The 20499-nt window shown below is 43.5% G+C and carries 24 protein-coding genes and 1 tRNA gene; 8 read left to right on the forward strand and 17 right to left on the reverse strand.

The annotated features are described in order from the left end of the window. Window positions 1-66 precede the first annotated feature (66 nt). Window positions 67-1413 carry a type I glutamate--ammonia ligase gene (gene glnA, locus CP947_RS04545; RefSeq protein ID WP_096712055.1) on the reverse strand — a complete coding sequence of 449 codons (1347 nt, stop codon included), beginning with the start codon at window positions 1411-1413 and terminating at the stop codon, window positions 67-69. A gap of 173 nt (window positions 1414-1586) precedes the next feature. On the opposite strand from glnA, the gene CP947_RS04550 reads away from it, so the two are divergent. Continuing rightward, complete coding sequence (locus CP947_RS04550) at window positions 1587-3050, forward strand: radical SAM/SPASM domain-containing protein (RefSeq protein WP_096712056.1); 1464 nt, start codon at window positions 1587-1589, stop codon at window positions 3048-3050. A gap of 545 nt (window positions 3051-3595) precedes the next feature. Here CP947_RS04550 and CP947_RS04555 read toward each other — a convergent pair. Continuing rightward, window positions 3596-3985: a transposase gene (locus tag CP947_RS04555; protein ID WP_128754769.1), complete on the reverse strand. Its 390-nt coding sequence runs from the start codon at window positions 3983-3985 to the stop codon at window positions 3596-3598. A 419-nt stretch (window positions 3986-4404) separates the two neighbouring features. Here CP947_RS04555 and CP947_RS04560 point away from each other — a divergent pair, with 419 nt between their 5' ends. Then, on the forward strand, window positions 4405-4863 hold the full coding sequence (locus CP947_RS04560; protein ID WP_096712058.1) for a bifunctional nuclease family protein: 459 nt from the start codon (window positions 4405-4407) through the stop codon (window positions 4861-4863). A gap of 5 nt (window positions 4864-4868) precedes the next feature. On the opposite strand, the gene dinB is transcribed toward CP947_RS04560, so the two are convergent. The 7 genes from dinB to dusB form a co-directional block, all read right to left on the reverse strand. Then, window positions 4869-5960 carry a DNA polymerase IV gene (gene dinB, locus CP947_RS04565; protein ID WP_096712059.1) on the reverse strand — a complete coding sequence of 364 codons (1092 nt, stop codon included), beginning with the start codon at window positions 5958-5960 and terminating at the stop codon, window positions 4869-4871. Between the two features lie 101 nt (window positions 5961-6061). Beyond that, complete coding sequence (gene nth, locus CP947_RS04570) at window positions 6062-6700, reverse strand: endonuclease III (RefSeq protein ID WP_096712148.1); 639 nt, start codon at window positions 6698-6700, stop codon at window positions 6062-6064. Window positions 6701-6725: 25 nt separating this feature from the next. Further along, window positions 6726-7604 carry a pyruvate synthase subunit PorB gene (porB, locus tag CP947_RS04575; protein ID WP_096712060.1) on the reverse strand — a complete coding sequence of 293 codons (879 nt, stop codon included), beginning with the start codon at window positions 7602-7604 and terminating at the stop codon, window positions 6726-6728. Next, entirely contained in the window at window positions 7601-8815 is a 1215-nt protein-coding gene (gene porA / locus CP947_RS04580; protein ID WP_096712061.1) for a pyruvate synthase subunit PorA, read from the reverse strand. The genes porB and porA overlap by 4 nt, the downstream gene beginning before the upstream one ends. After that, entirely contained in the window at window positions 8816-9076 is a 261-nt protein-coding gene (porD, locus tag CP947_RS04585; protein WP_096712062.1) for a pyruvate synthase subunit PorD, read from the reverse strand. Beyond that, complete coding sequence (locus tag CP947_RS04590; RefSeq protein ID WP_096712063.1) at window positions 9076-9621, reverse strand: pyruvate ferredoxin oxidoreductase subunit gamma; 546 nt, start codon at window positions 9619-9621, stop codon at window positions 9076-9078. The genes porD and CP947_RS04590 overlap by 1 nt, the downstream gene beginning before the upstream one ends. Before the next feature lie 190 nt (window positions 9622-9811). Continuing rightward, the gene (gene dusB, locus CP947_RS04595) at window positions 9812-10765 is read right to left on the reverse strand and encodes a tRNA dihydrouridine synthase DusB (protein ID WP_096712064.1); all 954 of its coding nucleotides are present in this window, start codon (window positions 10763-10765) and stop codon (window positions 9812-9814) included. Between the two features lie 67 nt (window positions 10766-10832). Between dusB and CP947_RS04600 the strand changes: the two genes are divergently transcribed. Genes CP947_RS04600 through CP947_RS04610 form a run of 3 tightly spaced genes read left to right on the forward strand, consistent with a single transcriptional unit; the run spans window position 10833 to window position 12586 of the window. After that, a complete protein-coding gene (locus tag CP947_RS04600; protein ID WP_096712065.1) occupies window positions 10833-11384 on the forward strand; it encodes a dephospho-CoA kinase in 552 nt (183 codons plus the stop codon). Next, entirely contained in the window at window positions 11371-11805 is a 435-nt protein-coding gene (locus CP947_RS04605; RefSeq protein ID WP_096712066.1) for an RNA-binding domain-containing protein, read from the forward strand. Before CP947_RS04600 ends, CP947_RS04605 begins: the two co-directional genes overlap by 14 nt. Continuing rightward, window positions 11798-12586: a sugar phosphate isomerase/epimerase family protein gene (locus tag CP947_RS04610; protein ID WP_311133157.1), complete on the forward strand. Its 789-nt coding sequence runs from the start codon at window positions 11798-11800 to the stop codon at window positions 12584-12586. Before CP947_RS04605 ends, CP947_RS04610 begins: the two co-directional genes overlap by 8 nt. Here the strand turns inward: CP947_RS04610 and CP947_RS04615 are convergent. Next, entirely contained in the window at window positions 12576-12746 is a 171-nt protein-coding gene (locus CP947_RS04615; RefSeq protein ID WP_096712068.1) for a ribbon-helix-helix domain-containing protein, read from the reverse strand. The two genes, CP947_RS04610 and CP947_RS04615, sit on opposite strands and share 11 nt — an antisense overlap. A gap of 576 nt (window positions 12747-13322) precedes the next feature. Further along, a tRNA-Lys gene (locus CP947_RS04625) sits at window positions 13323-13396 on the reverse strand. A gap of 774 nt (window positions 13397-14170) precedes the next feature. On the opposite strand from CP947_RS04625, the gene CP947_RS04635 reads away from it, so the two are divergent. The 3 genes from CP947_RS04635 to CP947_RS04645 are packed head-to-tail and all read left to right on the forward strand — an operon-like array spanning window position 14171 to window position 17087. Then, a complete protein-coding gene (locus CP947_RS04635; protein WP_096712071.1) occupies window positions 14171-14860 on the forward strand; it encodes a metal-dependent transcriptional regulator in 690 nt (229 codons plus the stop codon). Next, window positions 14844-16817 carry a ferrous iron transport protein B gene (gene feoB / locus CP947_RS04640; RefSeq protein WP_308736810.1) on the forward strand — a complete coding sequence of 658 codons (1974 nt, stop codon included), beginning with the start codon at window positions 14844-14846 and terminating at the stop codon, window positions 16815-16817. Before CP947_RS04635 ends, feoB begins: the two co-directional genes overlap by 17 nt. A 51-nt stretch (window positions 16818-16868) precedes the next feature. Beyond that, complete coding sequence (locus CP947_RS04645) at window positions 16869-17087, forward strand: hypothetical protein (protein WP_096712072.1); 219 nt, start codon at window positions 16869-16871, stop codon at window positions 17085-17087. Between the two features lie 2 nt (window positions 17088-17089). On the opposite strand, the gene CP947_RS04650 is transcribed toward CP947_RS04645, so the two are convergent. The 6 genes from CP947_RS04650 to CP947_RS04675 all read right to left on the reverse strand — a co-directional run bounded on the left by CP947_RS04650 (window position 17090) and on the right by CP947_RS04675 (window position 20496). After that, window positions 17090-17881, reverse strand: a complete 792-nt coding sequence (locus CP947_RS04650; protein ID WP_096712073.1) for a C15orf41 family protein — start codon at window positions 17879-17881, stop codon at window positions 17090-17092. After that, window positions 17868-18539 (reverse strand): endonuclease III domain-containing protein, encoded by a 672-nt coding sequence (locus CP947_RS04655; protein WP_253247325.1) that lies wholly within the window; start codon window positions 18537-18539, stop codon window positions 17868-17870. The genes CP947_RS04650 and CP947_RS04655 overlap by 14 nt, the downstream gene beginning before the upstream one ends. Beyond that, window positions 18511-18891, reverse strand: a complete 381-nt coding sequence (locus tag CP947_RS04660; protein WP_096712074.1) for a hypothetical protein — start codon at window positions 18889-18891, stop codon at window positions 18511-18513. Before CP947_RS04660 ends, CP947_RS04655 begins: the two co-directional genes overlap by 29 nt. A 27-nt stretch (window positions 18892-18918) precedes the next feature. Continuing rightward, on the reverse strand, window positions 18919-19767 hold the full coding sequence (locus CP947_RS04665) for a ribose-phosphate diphosphokinase (RefSeq protein WP_096712075.1): 849 nt from the start codon (window positions 19765-19767) through the stop codon (window positions 18919-18921). A 62-nt stretch (window positions 19768-19829) separates the two neighbouring features. After that, the gene (moaC, locus tag CP947_RS04670; RefSeq protein ID WP_096712076.1) at window positions 19830-20297 is read right to left on the reverse strand and encodes a cyclic pyranopterin monophosphate synthase MoaC; all 468 of its coding nucleotides are present in this window, start codon (window positions 20295-20297) and stop codon (window positions 19830-19832) included. Between the two features lie 13 nt (window positions 20298-20310). Next, window positions 20311-20496 (reverse strand): hypothetical protein, encoded by a 186-nt coding sequence (locus CP947_RS04675; protein WP_096712077.1) that lies wholly within the window; start codon window positions 20494-20496, stop codon window positions 20311-20313. Between the last annotated feature and the right edge of the window lie 3 nt (window positions 20497-20499).

Below are 20499 nucleotides of genomic sequence, written 5' to 3' on the forward strand. Positions count from 1 at the left end.
GTAAAAGTGTGTATAAAGTGTATGTATCTAAAAAAATTTGGGCGGGACTTCCTGTGAAATCCCTGCTTAAAGTACACCAAGGTAGGTATCCAGTTCCCACTGGTGTACTTGGGCCTTATAATCATCCCATTCCTTATTCTTGGCACATAGGTAGTTGTTGAAAAGGTGGTCTCCCATGGTCTTTTTAACAAATTCACTGCCTGCCATTTCGTCTATCGCTTCCTTGAGGCTTCCTGGAAGAGAATTGATCCCCATGCCTTCTCTCTCCTGTCCGGAAAGTTTGAAGATATTGTGGGTTACTGCTTCTCCAGGGTCGGTTTTGTTCTTGATTCCATCCAGGCCTGCAGAAAGCATGGTTGCAAAGGCAAGATATGGATTACATGCCGGATCAGGACACCTGAGTTCTACCCTTGTACCCTTGCCCCTGGTTGACGGGATGCGTATCAGGGAACTGCGGTTACTGTCCGACCAGGTTATGTAGATGGGCGCTTCATATCCCGAGACAAGTCTTTTGTAAGAGTTGACAGTTGGGTTGGTTATTGCCGCGAATTCCCTGATATGTTCCAGCAGTCCGCCGGTGTAATACCTGGCTATGTCGGAGAGTTGGTTTGGAGTATTCGGATCAAAGAATACGTTTTCGCCATCCTGTGACATCAGGGATTGGTTGGCGTGCATTCCTGAGCCGTTTACACCGTAGAGTGGTTTCGGCATGAAGGTTGCATAGTAACCGTGGTGGTTTGCTATGGATTTGACCACATACCTGAATGTGATTACATTATCAGCTGTAGTAAGGGCATCCGAGAACCTGAAATCGATCTCGTGCTGTGAGGGGGCAACTTCGTGGTGTGATGCCTCGAGCTTGAATCCCATGTGTTCCAGGGCATAGTCAATTTCCCTGCGCACATCCTGGGCCATGTCAAGGGGTGCAAAGTCGAAGTAACCGCCTTTATCGGTAAGTTCGGTTGTGGGATTGCCTTCACTGTCCAGTTTGAACAGGAAGAATTCAAGTTCCGGTCCCACATTCATGGAATATCCCATGTCCTGGGCTTCCTTAAGGGTCTTTTTGAGAATGTAACGTGGATCTCCCTCGAAGGGGTTGCCATTCGGCAATTTTACATCACCTATTATACGCGCAACAGCTCCTTCGGTTGGTCTCCAGGGCAGGATACGGAATGTTGAAGGGTCGGGCATTAGCATCATGTCCGATTCCTCAATGCGGGTGAATCCTTCGATTGAAGAACCATCGAACATCACTCCTTCATCGAATGCCTCATCCAGGTCTTCGGAAGGAATTGCCCAGCTCTTGATAATTCCCATTGTGTCGGTGAACTGGGTACGTATAAACTTTACATCATTTTCGACGACCGCTTCAAGTACGTCTTCTTTGGTCTGTATCTCTGGCTTATGTTTCATTTCTCTCACCCTTCACAGGAATGCAGTAACCACTTACCGTATTACTTATATATAAAGATAACTACTGCATGCAAACAAATATAAAAAAAATATTTAAGCAATCTCATTTCATATAGATAGGGGGTACCAGGAAAACGGTCAGATTATATGAGTTTGATTCTTGGTAGAAAACTATGGATTATTCATCAAAAGCACAGACTGAAGAAATGGCATCTCTTGTAGAAACATGGTTAGGTAATCCTGCCACACGCAAAGTTCTCAGCAAGGTCGTTGCCGGATCTGATGGCATGCAGCGAATGGAAAGAATCCTGAAATCTTACGGGTGGGATACGGAGGATGATCTTGGCCTGAAGGACCGAATTGTCGGCAAAACGGTTAGAAGTATAATTGGACAGGTTGCCAATAAAACCGGCATCACAGAGGATGATATAAAGTCCAATATGAAGGTGGGTTACTGGCGCAAAGGGCTTGTCTCGACTCTGGCAGGTATTGGTTTGTGGGGTCCACAAAAGCCCTTCACTTCTTATGCACCCTTCCTGGTCGTCTGGAACTCTACCAATGCATGCAACCTTCATTGCAGACACTGTTACCAGAGTGCCATTAGCAGGCCCACACCGGATGAATTGAACACAGCTGAAAGGGTCAAAGTTGTGGACAGACTGGCAGATGAAGGGGTTGCCTATATCTCCCTGTCAGGGGGAGAGCCTCTTATGCGGAATGATTTTTTTGAAGTGGCTGCAAGAATATGCCAGAGGGATATGGGACTGGCTCTTGCGACCAACGGTACAATGCTAACGGCTGCACGGGCAAAGCGACTGGCAGATCTTGGTTGTTCCTTTGTCCAGATCTCTCTGGACGGTACCAGGCAAACTCATGATAATTTCCGTGGACTGGATGGAGCCTTCGATAAGACCCTGGAGGGTATCAAAAATGCAGTGGATGCGGGCCTGAACACTGAAGTAGCGATGACAGTAACCTCCCAAAACCTCGATGAGGTAAGTGAAGTGATTGATATCACTGAATCACTGGGTGCCGGCACCTTTATGCACTACAATTTCATCCCTGCCGGAAGAGGAAAGGAGATTATGAACAAGGATCTTTCTCCTCAGCAGCGTGAATCCCTTCTTGAGGAACTGGCCACAGAGGGGGAGAGAAGAAATATCAATGTACTTTCCACGGCTCCTCAGTTTTCACGGGTCTGCATGGGTGGGAGACATTCAATATCTTCATTGACCCACTTTGATTCGATCGGACAGAATAAACAATTGGCAGACAAAGTTGAATTTCTTGCGGAGTTTGTGGGAGGCTGCGGAGCTGGCCGTCTGTACTGCGGCCTCCAGCCAAACGGGGATATAATTCCATGTGTGTTCCTGCCAAAAACACTGGCAAACATCAGGTACAACAACCTTGTAGATGTGTGGCAAAACAGTGATTTTCTTGCAAAAATGCGTCAAAGGAATTCCTTTAAAGGGCAGTGTTCTGAATGTGCTTATTTGAAGGTTTGCGGGGGATGCCGGGCACGTGCATTTGGTTATTTCAATGATGTACAGGGGCCTGACCCCGGCTGTATACGGAATGCCGCTAGCTGGGATGAGCTGGAAAAGAAAATTGAGCACGATTCTGTACATCCTCTGTGAAAACAGTCGTTGTCGTTTGCCTCATCTTTATAACAAATGAAAATTTACTTGCAGGTAGGTGAATATAATCATGGCAAACTGGGTACGTATAAATTTTACATCATTTTCGACGACCACTTCAAGTAGTCTTCTTTGGTCTGTATCTTTGGCTTATGTTTCATTTCCCTCACCCTTCACAGGAATGCAGTAACCACATACCTTGTTAGTAGTATATAAGACATTCTGTAACGATGGGCTTGACCATAAAGTCCACTACATTGTGGTCAATGGGATACATAATAGTTAAAAGGTCTACTTTATGGTCAAAACATTAACTCGGAAAACGCTTGCTTGTAATATGATAGGCAAAAATCAGGGAGTGATAAATTACAATATTAAGAGACTGTCGGATAATAGATAAAAAAGATCCCCTTTACTTCATTAAAGAGCAAATTTAAGGCTTAAATTCATTTTTTTGAGAAATTATCATCTATTTGTTTGACATATTTTCAATCCAGCTTCTTTCAATCCTTTTTTAAGCCTCAACTCTTTCATCCCTTCTATCTTTAACATATATCCCCACTCATTTTAATAAATCTCTTTAGATTAACTGCAATTCCTGTTAACATTGCCTGGATATTCATCTTCTCTTTCCCCCAGAACTTTGCTCTTTTCAGCCCATGAAATCTCTTCATCTCTCCCTGTTTTGGTTCGATATGTGCCCTCATTTTCATATCCCGTTTAAAATCTCGAGATTTACTGTATCTTTTAGCCTCTTCTAAAAAGGTATTGATTCTAAAAAGGTATTGAACTACTGCAGACCGTAGCATCATTTCAGGTGTGTTGGTTACAGGACGACCTTTGTTTGAACAATAGAGTTTTTCACATGTTACATTGATGAACGAGAAATCAACATTTTCATTGATCTTATAAAGCAAATGGTTTTTGAGTATCAATTCGTAGACATCAGGACCATACACGAATGTTGTTTGCTTGGGTTTTGAACAGAATACATTTTAATCACGATAGAGTTAATTATTTCAGTTGATTATGGTTATATGATATAAATGTATCTCTTGATTGTGATTATGCGGTAGAATATGAGTATATACAATAGAAACTGTATGATATGTGTCTGTAAGTAGTAGACTTTTCCGACAGCCTCTACAAATTCCATTCAAAATTTATAAAAAGATTTTGTATATTGATATATTTCCTCACTCATAAAATAATAAATAAGTTACGCTCATGCAATGCCTGGTGATAATGAATAAATAGTTACGCTTTTAAAATGAAAAACTAATTTGATGGTCTCAGTTTCAACAGAGCAATCAATTGATAAGATATTAATATTATTGAATTTCATGGTAAAGGCATGCCAGAAGAAGACGAAACCTGCCAGGTGAATGTAAAGGGGGTTTACCTCATGAAAATGGAAGAGGGAATAGCGCCAACTGTCATCCTGGAAGATCCGGCCGGAAAAATAATGCCGATTTATATTGGGCATCTGGAAGCCCTGTCCATAAATAATGCATTAAACAGTGAGACCACACCTCGTCCAATGACCCACGACCTTTTAATGTCCATCCTCTCAAGAATGGAAGGCAAAGTTGAAAGCGTATTGATTGATGAAAAGACAGAAGGAGTATTTTTCGCCCGTCTGACTTTGAGCAAAAACGATGTTAAAATGGAATTCGATGCAAGACCCAGTGATTGCATCGCCCTTGCTCTGAGAGCAGATGTTCCAATCAATATCAAATATGAAATTCTGGAAAATGACATCATAAGTCCCGAAAAACTGGACGGTGCGAAATCATTCGAATCTCTCCTTTAACCGGCTCAAAAGTAAGAAGCAAGCGTTGTCTGAGACGATATTTCCTGTAACCCGGCAACTCTAACTCCAATCCGGCGAATGGTAGGTTTGTTTTCTTCAAGGAAGGTTGTTAGCAATTTGTCCAGATGTTGTCTCAGAATTTCTTTTTCAGCAACCGCTCTCTGGAGGGTATGGTTACGAGTTTGGGTTTTGAAATCAGATGTGATCATGATCAGTGTAACCTGACGGAAAGAAACACTTCTTTCGATAGTCTTTTTAATCACATCCTCGGCAAGGTTATCCAGAACTGGCATTATCAAATCGTAATCCGATGAATTTTCCGGCAAAGTGGCTATCCTCCCAATTTGCTCACTTCCTTCCCTTTGCCTGACAGGAGACTCATCAATCCCCTGTGCAGCCTTTTTGAGCCATGAACCTTTCTTTTTACCAAAAGCATCTATGAGAGACACAATGTCCGAAGAAGCAAGTTGTCCCACTGATTTTATGCCCATTTTTTCAAGCCTGGCGGCTGTGACATCCCCTACACCCCAGAGTTGAGAGGGAGCACGATTCGCCAGAAATTGATTTACATCATGTTGTGGGATGACAGTAAGTCCATCGGGTTTATTTTCTGAGGATGCCATTTTGGCAATGAGTTTGTTGGGCCCGAGCCCCACAGAACATGTCAGCTGTTCTTTTTCCAGAATCTTTTGCTTAATATCTTCACCCAGTTTACGGGCACATTCAAAATCACCGTTGCATTTTGCCGTAACTTCGATGAATGCCTCATCTATACTTATCTGCTCAAAGGATTCATCATTATCTGCATGAGAGCGCAGTATTTCCATGATACTGTCAGAAACTTCAGTGTAAAACTCTTTTCTTACAGGAAGAAAAACCGCATCCTGATTCAGTTTAATGGCTCTGGAACAGGGCATACCGGATTTAATACCGTATTCGCGGGCTGTATAATTGGAGGTGCTTACCGAGCCCCCGTGCTCCCCTCTCCCCGAATACATACAGACCACCACAGGCCTGCCTATAAGGGAAGGGTCTTCACGCTCCTCAACAGCAGCATAAAAGTAGTCCATGTCCACATGGACAACAATACGTGACATAATAAAAAGAGAGGTTTTTTAGATTTGTATAGTTTGTGGAAAAATAGATTCTCATTCTTTTTTCACATATCGATAGGAATAAAATGAACTATACGGATATATCAAACCAAACTGGAGGGACATAAGTGATTTACAACACATTTCCCACATGCGGGTTTGCGGGCAAAACATATGTTCCTGCCATGTAATATCAGGGTCAGGGAAAAATCATCCCACTCACTTTGATCGACAAGTTCTATCAGATCCTTTTCAATTTTGACAGGATCCTTATTTTCAGTAAAACCCAGTCTTGTAGCAAGACGTTTGACGTGGGTATCCACAGCAATACCCGCTTTTACACCAAAACCCCTGGCAAGCACTATATTGGCAGTTTTGTGAGCCACCCCGGGCAGTTTTAACAGGTCTTCCATCGTGGATGGAACTTCACCCCCAAAATCCTCGATGATAATTCTGGCACTCTGTTGCAGATGTTTGGCCTTGTTGCGGTAAAAACCCGTGGAATAAATATCCTTTTCCAGTTGTCGGATGTCCGCATCCGCATAATCAAAAACCGTGCGGTATTTCTTGAACAACTCACGTGTCACTTTATTGATCTGCACATCCGTACTCTGGGCTGAAAGAATAGTGGCTACCAGCAGTTCCAGAGGGTTTTTGAAATGCAGAGCAGGCTGCGGATCAGGATACTCCTTTTTAAGAAGTTCCCATATTTGAGAGAATTTAGAAAGATTACTGGCCGTCATAGAAAAAGAAAAGGAGATTTCAGACTTATTCAAGCCCGAAATCTTCAATGTTTTTATCTGCAAGTGCCTGGATCAGTTTGAGTTGTTCCTCTCCGCCTTCCATTTTGAAAAGATGTTTGAACCTTTTCTGCATCTTGAGATAATCCTCGACAGGCTTTTTCTGTTTGCCTATTTTGCGTACCTTTGTAACTTCACCATTCTCCATTTCATACAGCGGCCACAGACCGGTCTGTACTGCCAGTTTTGCAACTTCCACAGTCTTGGAAGTGTCAAAACCCCATCCTGTGGTACAGGGCGCATGGGCATGAATGTAGGTTGGGCCTTCAATCTCGGTTGCTTTCTTGATCTTTTTGATCATATCCCTGGGATAACCCAGGGAAGTTGTAGCAATGTATGGAGAACCATGAGCTGCCATAATTGCAGGCATGTTCTTCTTGGGCCTGGGGTTCCCATAGGAAACCTTTCCGGCAGGGCTTGTTGTGGTAGACGCATCAAAGGGTGTAGCACCACTCCTCTGCACACCGGTATTCATGTATGCCTCGTTATCGATACATACATAGGTTATATCATGGCCTCTCTCAAAGGCACCGGAAATGGATCTCATTCCGATATCAAGAGTAGCACCATCTCCTGCCAGAGCGATTACCTTGGTATCACCTTTATTACCCATTGCCTTAAGGGCAGCCTCCACACCGGAAGCCACAGCCCCTGCATTCTCGAAGAGGGAATGAACCCACGGGACCTCCCATGAGGTTTCGGGGTAGGGGGTACTCATAACTTCCAGACAGCCGGTAGGGGATATAATAATACAGTCCTCTCCTGCGGCCATAAGGGTGAACTTGGCCACCATTGCATCACAGCAACCTGCACAACCACGATGTCCTGATGTAAACAATGATTTCACAACAATTCCTCCTTCAGATCAGCATATTTGCTCTCAGTGTTGATACCCGAAGAGATTATGCCTTTAGCTTCCTCCACTATATCCTCAATGGTTTTTTCGGGTATGTCACGACCACCGTGTCCGATCATCCGGCCCACTATCGGGACATCAACCTTAGTATTATACAGGCTTGCCTTGGTCTCGGTAAACAGGGATCCTTCATTGAGTCCCAGAGAGATGTTCTTGTCAAGTGCGACAACAACCTTTGCATCCTTGATAACATTCTTTATTGCTTCTGCCGGGAATGGCCTGAAAGTCCTTACTTTAAGTAAGCCGACCTTGACTCCCTTCGCACGGAGTTTATCCACGACATCCCTGATGGTTCCTACAAGTGAACCCATAGCCATAAGGATTATATCAGCATCTTCTGTCTCGTATTCATCGATCAGACCACCATAGTACCTTCCAAATATTTCATAGAACTCATTGGCAGCTTCTTCTATCTTGGGCAGGGCATTATCCATTGCCTGTTGCTGCAGGTACCTGAATTCGGTATATACAGTCGGGTCTGCAAAGGCACCGAATGTAAGCGGGTTTTTAGGATCGAGTGAGTATTCCGGTTCATAAGCAGGCAGATATTCATCCACAAGGTCCTGTTCCAGCAAGACCACGGGCTCATAAACATGAGACAGGATGAAACCGTCCATACAGGTCATTGCAGGCATCATTACATCCTTATCTTCTGCAACCTTGTAAGCCTGAGCGGTCATATCCGAGATTTCCTGCAGATCTTCGGCATACATCTGGATCCAGCCTGTATCCCGCTGAGAGATGGAATCCTGCTGGTCGTTCCAGATATTAATCGGGGCACTGACCGCACGATTTGCGATGGTCATTACAATCGGCAGGCGCATTCCTGATACGTTAAAAAGCACCTCATGCATCAGTTCCAGCCCCTGTGAGGTGGTGGCTGAATAACACCTGGCACCTGCTGCTGCAGAACCTACAAGAGCCGAAAGGGCGGAGAACTCTGATTCGACTGTTATATATTCACAGTTTGGAATCTTACCATCGGCCATGAACTGGGAAAGGTCCTCCACAATATGGGTCTGTGGTGTGATAGGATATGCGGAAATAACATTTGGCCTGCATACCTTCACAGCATGGGCCACTGCATAGGAACCTTCGGCCACATCCATCTTATCCTTGTCAAGGGTACGTATAACTGTCATTTATTTCTCCTCCAGTACCATATCAATGGCTTCCGTGGGACATTCATTGGCACAGATTCCGCATCCTTTGCAGTAATCATAATCAAATTCAAAGAATCCGTCGTCCATGGGTAGTACTGCCATATCAGGACAGAGCAGTTCACATAATTTGCATTTGATACATTTGTCGTAATCAAAGACTGGTCTGAAAGTTCTCCAGCCACCTGTCTTGTTTACCCTCGTGGTACCGGGTTGACAGACTCCTCCGAGTTGTATGCTCATTATTTATCCTCCGCCATCAAGTCATAGGCTTTCTGCACAGCCTCTGCATTTTTCTCTCCTATTTTACCAGAGAAGCGCCCCTTTACTGCATTAACAATTGAACTGGCCCTGACCTCGCCCGTTGCACCGGCAAAGGCTCCTAAAAGAACAGTATTGACAATAGGCCTTCCAATGATATCAAGAGCTACCTTTGTTGCATTCACGGTCATTATACGGGCATTTGTGTCAAGATCAAAATCTTCCGGAGCAAAATCAGAATTAATAAGTATGATACCATCATCTTTTGCCCCGCTGTCAATATCCACTACCTCAAGAAGAGTGGGGTCCTGAACGATTATGTAATCTGGTTCATAAATCTGGCTTCTGAGCCTGATTGGGGCATCACTGATCCTTGTGAAAGCCTGAACCGGCGCTCCACGTCTTTCGACACCAAAGGCCGGGAATGCCTGGCTAAACTGGCCATCCTCAAAAGCGGCGCCTGCCAGTAGTTCGGCTGCTGTAACCGAACCCTGTCCGCCTCGACCATGTATTCTTATTTCTTTCATCTGTATTCTCCGTAACAAACGTAATGAACATATATTGTAGATAGCGGATACGAACCCGCATGCATCAACAATTACCGTTTGGATGGTAATTGGAATAAATGCAATGTTTAATTGTGTAGAATAGCTAATTATTATTTAGTTTTTCGGTGATAACAGATAAAAATTATTTTAAAAAATCCTAAAAGAACAATTATGACTCCTTGCATAGCATTCCCATCCTGGAAATGATATCATCACTACTCTTTACGTTCTGGATGGATTTGCGAAATGACCTGGAACCTGCAAGACCCCTGGTAAACCACGCAGAATGTGCTGCCAGGTTTACATTTTTGTCCAACCCATAGGTTTCCAGCAGTTTCAGGTATTCCTCCAGACTGCTTTTTCTCTGATCACAACCGGCTGGAGGGGACTCCGTGCCGCTTTCAAGAAATGACCCTATCCTTGAGAAGATATCAGGATCTCCCATGGCTGCCCGCCCTATCATAAGACCGTCACATCCCGTATATTCAAGAACCTGGGCAGCAAAAACACCGTCCCGTATATCCCCGTTTGCAATAACAGGAATTGATAGTTCCTCTTTTATCCTGCGAGCGTGCAAATGATCCGCCAACCCCGAATAGTGCTGCATGGCAGTCCTTCCATGGACTGTTATGGCCGAGACACCGGCGTTTTCAAGCCTTGATGCAAGTTCCACAGTCTGTGACACATCCCTGAATACGCGTATCTTTACAGTCACAGGCACATTTACTGATTCCACCACACACTGTATAATATTTTCCAGCACATCGGGTTTTTCCATAAGCTTTGAGCCCGCACCCGTTTTTCGGATTCTGGGAGACGGGCAGCCCGCATTGATATCTATAATTGAAGGAGATGATTCATTTTCAATCAGGCAGGCAGCCTTTGCCATAGAAACCGGAGAATTGCCAAATATCTGGACACCGAATATACCCTCATCCGGAAAACTTAGAGCCATCTGATGTGATTTTGCATTGTCGTGCAGTATCGCCTCGGAATTGATCATCTCGGTAAAAGCAAAAGATGCACCCCTACGCCTGCAAACTACCCGGTAGGCAAGATTGGTTACCTCTGCCATTGGAGCAAGCAAAAGGTTTCCTCCAAGCCTTATCTTTCCGATTTGCATGATATTCCATAGGGATAACGATATATAAATAATAACATATCATAGGGCAGGAGAGGAGAAACAACTCATGAAAATAATAGCCTTTGTAGGAATGCCCGCCTCCGGGAAATCCGAAGCCTCAAAAGTGATCCGTAATATGGGAATTAATGTAATCAATATGGGAGATGTGATACGGGAAGAGGTCAAGCACCGCCAGCTCGATCCAACAGACAGCAACACTGGAATGGTAGCCAATGACCTGAGGGACAAAGAAGGCATGGATGCAGTTGCCAGGAGATGTATCCCGAAAATCAAACAGAATGATAACGATGTTGTTGTGATCGATGGCATCCGCGGGATTGCAGAGGTGGAAATTTTCAAGAAAGAATTTGGAGATGAGTTTTCATTAATCGCTATAAGCAGTCCTATTGAAAACCGGTTTAAACGTGTGCGTAAAAGATGCAGAAGCGATGACATGCAAAAAATCGAAGATTTGAAAATCAGGGACGAAAGGGAGATGAAATGGGGAATGGGTCAGGCAATGGAAACTGCCGATGTAACCATTGACAACACCGCAAGTCTCAAGGAATTTAGAAAACAGGTGAAAGATACGGTGGGAAGAATAAATGGCCAGCGTTAAGTTTTGGGCCCGTGTAAATCCAACAGAGGATGTCTCAAAGGTATGCGAGGCGCTTACAAGGATTAGTGGTCTTGCACCCCGTTTAGATGATAATATCGCAGTTATAGATTGCAACCATCGTGACCTGCAAATATTCCACCACCTGCTGCGGGATGAAGCAATCCTCGATACCGCAAGGTCCGTTCTCGAAAAAGGAATACACAGCCCGGAAGAAAAAATAAGTTTCATGCTCAATAAACAGGTTGCTTTTGTGGGACGCATCAGTTTTCCTGCAGGAGAAGAAGAGCTAGGGTCGATCCATGTGGAAATTAAATGTAATGAAGGGGAACTGGAAGATATAATTAACTGGTTAGCCCCTCCCACAGAAGAAGGAAAACCTGTTTATGAAAAGGAAATGCCCCCATTAAGAGAAGGTGAGTAAGTTGCCACCGGCAATCGGGTTTTCTGCAAGAGCAAGCGGGGAAATGCCACTTGAATGGGCTTATGAACTGGAAGAGATGGGATATTCAGCAATTGAACTTGTACAGGAAGGAAAACAGAAAATTACTGCTGAAAACATTGACAGGATACAACAGATAAAGGATACAACAAACCTGACCTTCACAATACACCTGCCGTTTTCTGACATAAACCTTGCAACCCTCAATCCCGGTATACACAAAGAAATTATAAGGCAGATGGGACATTGCCTGCACATGGCATCAGGTCTTGCTGAAATCGCAGTAATCCATCCTGGTTATCTCTCCCCTGAAGGAGCATTATATCCCGAAAAAGCCTGGGACAATACGATAGGATCACTGAAAGAGATAAGCACGATTGCAGAGGATAAAGGAATTACGATTGCACTGGAGAATATGCCAGATATGCCTCACATATTTGGAAAATATCCTGCTGAAATACTGGAAATAATAGAAAAGGCAGATTCGGATAATATAGGCATGACACTGGATATTGGCCATGCCAATACAATGGGCTTGCTTGATGAGTTTCTGGATTCCTGCAGAGAAGTAATGATCCATTCCCACATACATGACAACCATGAAAAAAGGGATGAACACCTCCCTCTTGGCAAAGGCTGTATTAATTGGAAAAAAGTATTTGACAGGGTTGACGGTTATGAAGGGTTGTTTATTACAGAAATGAAAAATCTGCAAAATGGTACAGAATGCATGGAATATTTGAAATCAAATCTTATTCTTTAATTCTTCCGTGCCTTGTGTCCACATCATCCATCCTATCCAGTAATTTACGGATTGCAGTCCGAATAGCATCCGACTGACTCACGAATTTCCTATCTACCCCTACATGACAATTAAGATCATCAAGCAACTGCTGGGGGATATCCACACTAACCTTGGGCATAAATCTCACTCTCCTGTGAATTTTATATAAGATAATAACTGATAATACATATAAACAACTCGTTGAAAACGGGCCTAAGAAAATAAAGTTGGCATACGTTCAATTATGTTTATAGAATAAGGGGAGTTCTATTTCAACAACCGGATACAACATATTTTTGGGATTTTACAAAATAATAAGCTCTATATTGAAACCTATAGAGGAAAAGCCAGACACAAAATACTCTGGTATTGAGTGGGATGTATCACACAAGCGGCTCAAACCTGGGGAAATATCACAATAACGGGCAATACTAAGCCCGACGCCCGCATAAACATGATCGTGAGATTCAAGGTGGCAGTTGAGGTGCATGATGGCAGGTACAGTCATGATTTCCGGAAAGTGCAAATTCCAGAAGGCCGAATGAATTTAAAGTCCAAACAAGGCCTGTTAAGAACATGACATTTACCGTTAAAATGTTGATGCCTTCCCGACAACACAGGGATGCTGAAGAGTCGGTGGCCACATACATAGACACAAATGTGCCTTCCGGCACCTTCAATATATTCTTAGATTAAAATAAGAAAAGCAAATAGGCGGGCCGGAAGGGATTTGAACCCTCGGCCTATGGATTAAGAGTCCATCGCTCTGCCTGACTAAGCTACCGGCCCATTTGTGCGGCCCTTCATAAGCATTACCTGAATATATACGTTTCGGCAAAAAGATAGGCACTGTTCAGTTAAAAAATAACTAAATGGGGATTCATCCCCCCATTTAAAGGGGATGAAAATGGAACAGAATGCATAATTAGATTTAGTGCCGGTAGATATTAAATCTTACGTGCAAAGGAAAAGAAGGAATCTAAAAGCCATAGCATTATCCATACTTGTGTACCAGCAGGGACTTAAGTTTGAGGAAAAACTCAGAACTATTATTATAACGCGGCTATAAATCCCGATTCTAAAAGAATAATCTATGCCAAGATATATCCTACAAGGAACCACTTAACTACGAAATCTTTCTTTAAGGATTTGAAACGAATATATGGAGAAATGCCAAAGAGGGCAGTTGTGGATGGGGGGGCCACGGTACACTGTTATGGAGAAACCCGGGATTAAGAGAACTGTAATATCCGGGGGTATCAGAAACTATATCAACCGATGGTTCAAATCTTTTAAAAGCAGGATTAAGGTGTTCGATAAATATTTCCCACATAAAGAGGGACTTGTTCAGCATATCAGTAATTGGATCAATATGTTTAATCCTAATTACATCAGAAATCATCAAAATCTAAATTCATATACGCCGTATCAATGGGAAAGATGTTTTAACTGAACAGTGTCTTTGTGTACAGCCGTTAAATATATATCTATAGATTCTCTACTTCACTTTCGCATAACCTAATATAATATGTATTCTAATTTTCCTCTAGCAGTGGGTCATTTATGTATATTGAGAGAACCGAAGAATATCTGGAAACCATACAGGGTTTGATCACTCGCACCAGTTCCCCGGCCAAGAACAAGGATATAGCAAAGGAACTTGAAATTGCTCCGGCAACAGTTACTGAAATGATACAGCGTCTCTCGGATGAAGGTCTTGTGACTCATGCTCCTTATCGCGGGGTTGAATTGACCGAATCCGGAATAATACAGGCCAACAATCTCCAGCGAAAACATCTGGTGCTCAAGAACTTTTTCACCAGGGTACTTGATATAAATGAAGAAGTAGCGGACCAGGAAGCCTGTGCGCTCGAACATGTTATGTCAGATGTTGTACTTGAAAGAATGTGCTCTTATCTGGCAGAAAAAGGCCTTTGCGATATTTCTGAAACCACTCTGCCTGCTAAATGTAGTTTGAGCAGGGAACATTATATTTCTCTTGTAGAAATGAATGAAAAGACTAAAGGAAAAGTGGTAATGGTTGCCCTGCCAAAAGAGACCAAGGATAGGCTCACGTCACTGGGGATGGTCGCAGGAGAGGATATTGAAATCAAAAGAAAACAGAAACAGGGATGCATTTCTATAATTACCAAGGGTACTGAAATAGCCCTGGGAAAAGAAGTGGCGGAAAAAATCTTTGTAAAACCTGCAGAAAACGACCACAGGCAGCGGAGACGTGGTACTCATTCCTGATTCTTGCTGCGGGGCAGCCGAAAAACGCATGCATGACGGCGATCATGACATGACAATTGCCTTTGTTGGCAATCCCAGTGTAGGTAAAAGTGCTTTTTTTTCCAGGGTCACCGGTGTGGGTGTCATGGTTTCCAATTATCCGGGAACCACTGTGGAAATGACACGCGGGACTGTAAAGGTTGGCCAGAAGAAAATAGATATCGTTGATTTGCCGGGTATTTATTCACTGGGTACATCCACAGAGGACGAACGGGTCTCAAAGGAATACCTGCTGCGTGAATATCCCGATGTGATTGTAAATGTGGTGGATGCCACAAGACTGGAACGTAACCTGTATCTTACCCTCCAGATACTGGAACTCGGTGTACCCGTAGTAATTGCCCTAAATCAGCTGGATGCCGCCAGGGAAATGGGTATTGATATTGACGCCCCCAAATTATCCCGGCTACTTGGTGTGCCGGTTGTACCTACTGTTGCCACCAAGGGAATCGGGCTTGAGGAGGTCCTGAAAGAAGCAGTTGACCCATCCCTTTCACCAGCAGGGCGAATCCGTGTTCACTATGATAACCATATAACTAACGCTATCAATGACCTTGGTGTGGATTTTCCTGATACTGCCTCTGTAATAAGATTGCGTGCCCTTGAAAATGACAGTGATTTTGTACGCATGTGCTGCAGACCCCATGAGGCAGACCTGCTTTTGTCAAAAGCTTCAGAAATGGCTTCAGAGATCGAAGATGCCCACAATATGGCTATTTCAGATACCATGGCAAGAGACCTCTATGGGGAAGCCGGCCAGATTACAGACTCGGTGCAGTCAATTGTAGAAAAGGACACTTCTCTAAAGCATCGTATTGATGATATGCTCACATCTGAATATGTGGGTGTCGTGGGTCTTGCAGCAGCCCTTTTACTTACTTTCCTTCTGGTTTTCAGGGTTGGGGGATTCCTGGAAGAGGGAATCGTCCATCTTTTCGAAACCTACCTCATAGCTCCGGTTGAAGCGGAGCTTGCAGCAAGCAACCCCCTTGTGCGCAATGTGATCATCTATTCCCTGCTGGGCATAGAGGCTGGATTTGCCATTGCAATTCCCTACATAGGGATTTTTTATATTATACTCTCCATTTTCGAGGATTCGGGATACCTGACCCGCGCAGCTTTCCTGCTGGATAACCTGACCCACAGGATGGGATTGCATGGTAGGGCAGTGATTCCCCTGGTACTGGGATTGGGTTGTAATGTACCGGCAATCATGGCTACCCGTGCATTGAATACATTGAGGGAAAGGCGTATCGCTTCGGTTCTCATATCCCTTATCCCCTGTTCTGCAAGGACTGTTATTATTCTGGGACTTGTAGGCACTTTTGTAGGTTATTGGGCTGCAGTATCTATCTATGTGCTGGAAATCTTTATAATTTTCATAACCGGCTGGATATTGGGTAGGGGTCTTCCCGGGGAGCGGACCGGTTTTATAATGGAGATGGGTCCGTTGAGACATCCTGATGTTGTGTCCACTCTTAAAAAGACCTGGCTTAGGATACGTGAGTTTGTCTACATCGCTTTTCCTCTGCTGATAGTGGGGAGTGCATTTTTGGGTGGGCTGGATAGCCTGGGTATACTGGATATTTTCGAGAATGCCGTATCTCCTATATCTGTGGGGATTCTCGGTCTGCCTGCTTTTGCTGCCACAGCACTTGTATTCGGTATATTGCGCAAGGAAATGGCGCTTGAGGTACTGGCGGTACTTGCGGGTACTGCTAATTTTGCAACGGTATTGACGCCTCTACAGATGTACGTGTTTGCTGTAATTACAACAATATATATTCCATGTGTTGCAACCATTGCAATACTTAAACATGAGCTGGGCACAAGGGATACTGTTATGATCTCCACATTTACGATACTCCTTGCATTCACAGTGGGTGCAGTGGTCTACCAAATCGGAATGCTCTTGTAAAATAGGTAAAAATCGGCAGGTTTTTAAAAACAATCAACGGTGTTAACTTTAATGACACGCATCACTGATCCCCGGAAAAGAAATGCAATATCTGTTTTACAAGATATTTTTGAAATGAACAATATGAGGGAACCTGTGGGAGAAGAGGTAGATTCGTTGCTCGAAACCATAGGCACACATGCCAGTCTTGTAGAGGGCGATGTTTTATTAAAGGAAGACTTTGGTGATACAGGCCCTTATTCGCCATTGAGAGACAATGAAGGAATGTAATTTTACCAGTCAGGCGCGAGATTGAGTAAATCTACTATATCCCGCAGGATGTCTGGATCAAACTCATCATCTATCCTGTAGTCACTTATTACATGGCCTTCCAGGCTGATCCCATCCACATAACCGTACCAGTATATCACCATTCCACTGCCATATAATTCTTCATAGTGGAAAAACTGCTTTTTGATATAGGTCTGATGATCGGTTTCGTTACCAAATACGGCTTTGCTTTCGATCCAGTTTACCTGCTGACCCCGGATCTCAACAGGATCAGGAAGGAAAAAATCAGGTGTCTTTTCTGCACTTTGTTTTCTCAATTCTTCTTCTGTTAGATATTCGATATTTCTGTATTCAAGCCACTTGGCTACAATCATTTCCCCTAATATTCCTTTCCTGGCCTGAAAAGAGTGGGCTTCAGGTGAAAAATAAAGATCTATTTCAAGAGCTTCCTTTATTTCAGATGCAAGCCGGTTGTCTTCTATCTCATCTAGGTGGTTGAATACGTATTTCTTGGACATCCCCATCTCTTTTAGCAGCGTTGTAGCTATAAGTGTAGGAGGGAATTTGTATTCTTCTGAAAGTTGAATTATACTGCTGCCCCTTTTCCATTTTTTGAGCAGTAAAGCACTTTTATTCTGTATGATATAGTATTTTTTCTTGACATAATCGATAATTTTCTGGTGCAGGATGGAAGCGATTACGCCTACGGGCTGGCAGTAATCCAGGGCCAGTTTTTCGAAGTCTGAAGCATTCGTGACGCTTCGGTGTATCTCATTGAATTCAGTTTTGTCCATCTTTGTTCCCCTTCAGGAGACATTTGTGGCACTGCCTGGTTGCACAGTACCTTTTAGCATACTCCACTATCAGGGCGTGGTATTCCTTATACATATCCACATCTTTTGGAATATTTTTCTCAAATATTTCCTGCAGTTGGTGGTAATTACCTTCAATTCCGATACATCGCATTATTCTGGTTGTATATGCATCAATTACAAAACAAGGTTTGCCGGCAGCATATAACAGGATACTATCTGCAGTTTCAGGTCCGATACCCTTTAATTCAAGTAAACGTCTGCGTAGTTTTTCTGTTGGAAGGGAGAAAAGTACTTCTTCACCGTGATAATGAAAAAAACTTGATATTCCTTTTAATCTGCTGGCTTTTTGTCTGTAAAATCCGGTACATCTGACATCCTCTTCAAGTTCCTGCAGATCCATCTCTGCCAATCTGCCCGCCTCAACCATATTTTTCTGTTTAAGGTTATCGATAGCTTTTTCCACATTCGTCCATTTTGTCTGCTGGGTAAGTATTGCTCCCACGATAACTTCAAAAGGGGTTTCAGCAGGCCACCACTGCTGTGAACCTAATTCCCGGATAAGTGTGTTATAAACAGATTGCAGCATCTCTGCATGCATATTATCTGCTTTATCTGTCGGACCAGAACTCTTCTTCATAATCATCTGGAAGGTCAAGTTCCATTGCTTTATCTATACTTTTCCTCTTTCCTTCTGTGGATATCTCTCTGGTTTTTTCTTTTGTGGGAGCCTTATCTCTTCCAGGTTGTGGGATTTCTTTTGTGGGTTCTCTGGAATCTACCGGTGGTTCTGTTCTGTCCCTGAGTTTTTCCTTCACACGTTGAGCATATTCATCCACTACAGATTCGGAACTCCTTCTCATTTTTGTGGTCTGATTATACCCAACGGAACAGTTCTCATCACCGCTACGCCAATCCACATGGTAGAGGTGACACTTTCTTTTTTTGCACACATGAGTCCTATCAATGGGACAGATTTCCGGTAAAGACATACTTAACACTCCTCATATAGGTGAATATTAGAGGCTTTTAAGAGTATCGGCTATCAGGGGGGCTACCGAGATACTGCTCTGTGGTTTTTCAAGGGTATCAGTGGATATAATCTCCTTGACACCAGCATTGTAAAGACGCACCACGGCATTGCGTGCAAGTACCGGGTGTATACAGGCAACATATATGTCTGCTGCACCCTGCTCTTTAAGCATACGGATAGATTCTGCCATGGTACCACCGGTTGCAATCATGTCGTCCAGCAGTATCAGATCCCTTCCGCTCACATCAATCTCTTTTTCAGCAATCGTTACACTTTCTCCGCTATGCCTTGTTTTTTCAAGTTGTTCGTAGGGAATGCCTATATCTGCAGATGCACTTTTTGCAAGTTCGAGGGCACCAACATCCGGGGAGATTATGAGTGGATCTGTCAGGTTCAGAGAACGTATATGATTCCCGATTAAGTGTGAAGCGTCAAGGTCAAAGGAATCGGCATTGAAATGTTCAAGTATGCTTCTCTCATGTATGTTTACAGTGAAAACCCTGTCAGCATTAATGGTTCGGCCAATTGCACGCGCACTGACCGGTTCTCCCCGATTGAAAACTTTGTCCTGTCTGGCATATCCCATATACGGTATTACAACGTTGATGGTTGGTGCTTCTTCACAAGCATCTATTAATTGTAGCAGGGCTACATAATCACTATCTGTAGGTGTACTCTGTATTATAGTAACATCATCGATGCTGTCATCCCTGATGCGGGTATACAGTTCCCCGTCAGGGAATCTTTTATAGTCGCATATTGTGGGAGGCGTATTGAGTTGCTGTGCCACTTTAGAGGCAAGCAATTGGGAAGCTGGTCCGGCTATTATTTTCACATCATTCCCTCGCTTTTTTGATAATGGTTATGAATGTATTGGTTACTTATAAGAATTGGGTATCAGCTTTCTTTTGCTTTGTGGATTACCTCAATATCAGTGATCCGGGTATGGGGATAGTTTCCGGTTTCATCCTTCTCAAGTGCTTTGACCATGTCCCATATTGCAAGGAGGGCACAGCTTACGCCTGTAATTGCTTCCATTTCCACGCCGGTCTGGCCTCTGGATTTGACGGATAGGTTAACAGTAATCCTGTCTTTACATATCTCAAAATCCATGTCGATACCGGTTATCGGGATCTGGTGGCACATCGGAATAAGTTCCGGAGTCTTTTTGACAGCCATTATGGCGGCAATACGGGCTGTGGCCAGTACATTGCCCTTTTCGACATATCCCTTTTGGATTTCTTCAATGGTTTCTTTACAAAGGAATATACTCCCCCGGGCAAGAGCAGTGCGTTTGACCTCGCTTTTTCCGGATACATCGACCATATGAACATGGCTATCTTTGATGTGAGTGAATTCTCCCACGGATTCGCCCCATTTAATCTATTCTGAGATTCTGGCGCTGCTTATAGTCCTCAAGTTTTTTCCCGAGGGCTTCGTACAATGTATGGGCTTCACCAAAACTCAACTTGATGATTTCTTCATCTTCTCCATGACTGATTATAACTCGCAGTCTGTTCCTTTCAATATCCACTACAACATTCCTGTCTTTTGTATGTGTCATTTT

Origin of the sequence: Methanohalophilus euhalobius (assembly GCF_900215215.1) — an archaeon.
Lineage (GTDB): Archaea > Halobacteriota > Methanosarcinia > Methanosarcinales > Methanosarcinaceae > Methanohalophilus > Methanohalophilus euhalobius.

Coding starts and splice junctions, on each gene's coding strand:
- CP947_RS04560 (WP_096712058.1), top strand. CDS start 4,405: ATGCCAGAAGAAGACGAAACCTGCCAGGTGAATGTAAAGGGGGTTTAC.
- CP947_RS04655 (WP_253247325.1), bottom strand. CDS start 18,539: ATGAAGAAGAGTTCTGGTCCGACAGATAAAGCAGATAATATGCATGCA.
- dusB (WP_096712064.1), bottom strand. CDS start 10,765: ATGCAAATCGGAAAGATAAGGCTTGGAGGAAACCTTTTGCTTGCTCCA.
- dinB (WP_096712059.1), bottom strand. CDS start 5,960: ATGTCACGTATTGTTGTCCATGTGGACATGGACTACTTTTATGCTGCT.
- glnA (WP_096712055.1), bottom strand. CDS start 1,413: ATGAAACATAAGCCAGAGATACAGACCAAAGAAGACGTACTTGAAGCG.
- CP947_RS04615 (WP_096712068.1), bottom strand. CDS start 12,746: ATGCCCAAGGTTAGTGTGGATATCCCCCAGCAGTTGCTTGATGATCTT.
- CP947_RS04660 (WP_096712074.1), bottom strand. CDS start 18,891: ATGTCTTTACCGGAAATCTGTCCCATTGATAGGACTCATGTGTGCAAA.
- CP947_RS04675 (WP_096712077.1), bottom strand. CDS start 20,496: ATGACACATACAAAAGACAGGAATGTTGTAGTGGATATTGAAAGGAAC.
- porA (WP_096712061.1), bottom strand. CDS start 8,815: ATGACAGTTATACGTACCCTTGACAAGGATAAGATGGATGTGGCCGAA.
- CP947_RS04550 (WP_096712056.1), top strand. CDS start 1,587: ATGGATTATTCATCAAAAGCACAGACTGAAGAAATGGCATCTCTTGTA.
- porD (WP_096712062.1), bottom strand. CDS start 9,076: ATGAGCATACAACTCGGAGGAGTCTGTCAACCCGGTACCACGAGGGTA.
- CP947_RS04645 (WP_096712072.1), top strand. CDS start 16,869: ATGACACGCATCACTGATCCCCGGAAAAGAAATGCAATATCTGTTTTA.
- CP947_RS04600 (WP_096712065.1), top strand. CDS start 10,833: ATGAAAATAATAGCCTTTGTAGGAATGCCCGCCTCCGGGAAATCCGAA.
- nth (WP_096712148.1), bottom strand. CDS start 6,700: ATGACGGCCAGTAATCTTTCTAAATTCTCTCAAATATGGGAACTTCTT.
- CP947_RS04590 (WP_096712063.1), bottom strand. CDS start 9,621: ATGAAAGAAATAAGAATACATGGTCGAGGCGGACAGGGTTCGGTTACA.
- CP947_RS04635 (WP_096712071.1), top strand. CDS start 14,171: ATGTATATTGAGAGAACCGAAGAATATCTGGAAACCATACAGGGTTTG.
- CP947_RS04650 (WP_096712073.1), bottom strand. CDS start 17,881: ATGGACAAAACTGAATTCAATGAGATACACCGAAGCGTCACGAATGCT.
- CP947_RS04605 (WP_096712066.1), top strand. CDS start 11,371: ATGGCCAGCGTTAAGTTTTGGGCCCGTGTAAATCCAACAGAGGATGTC.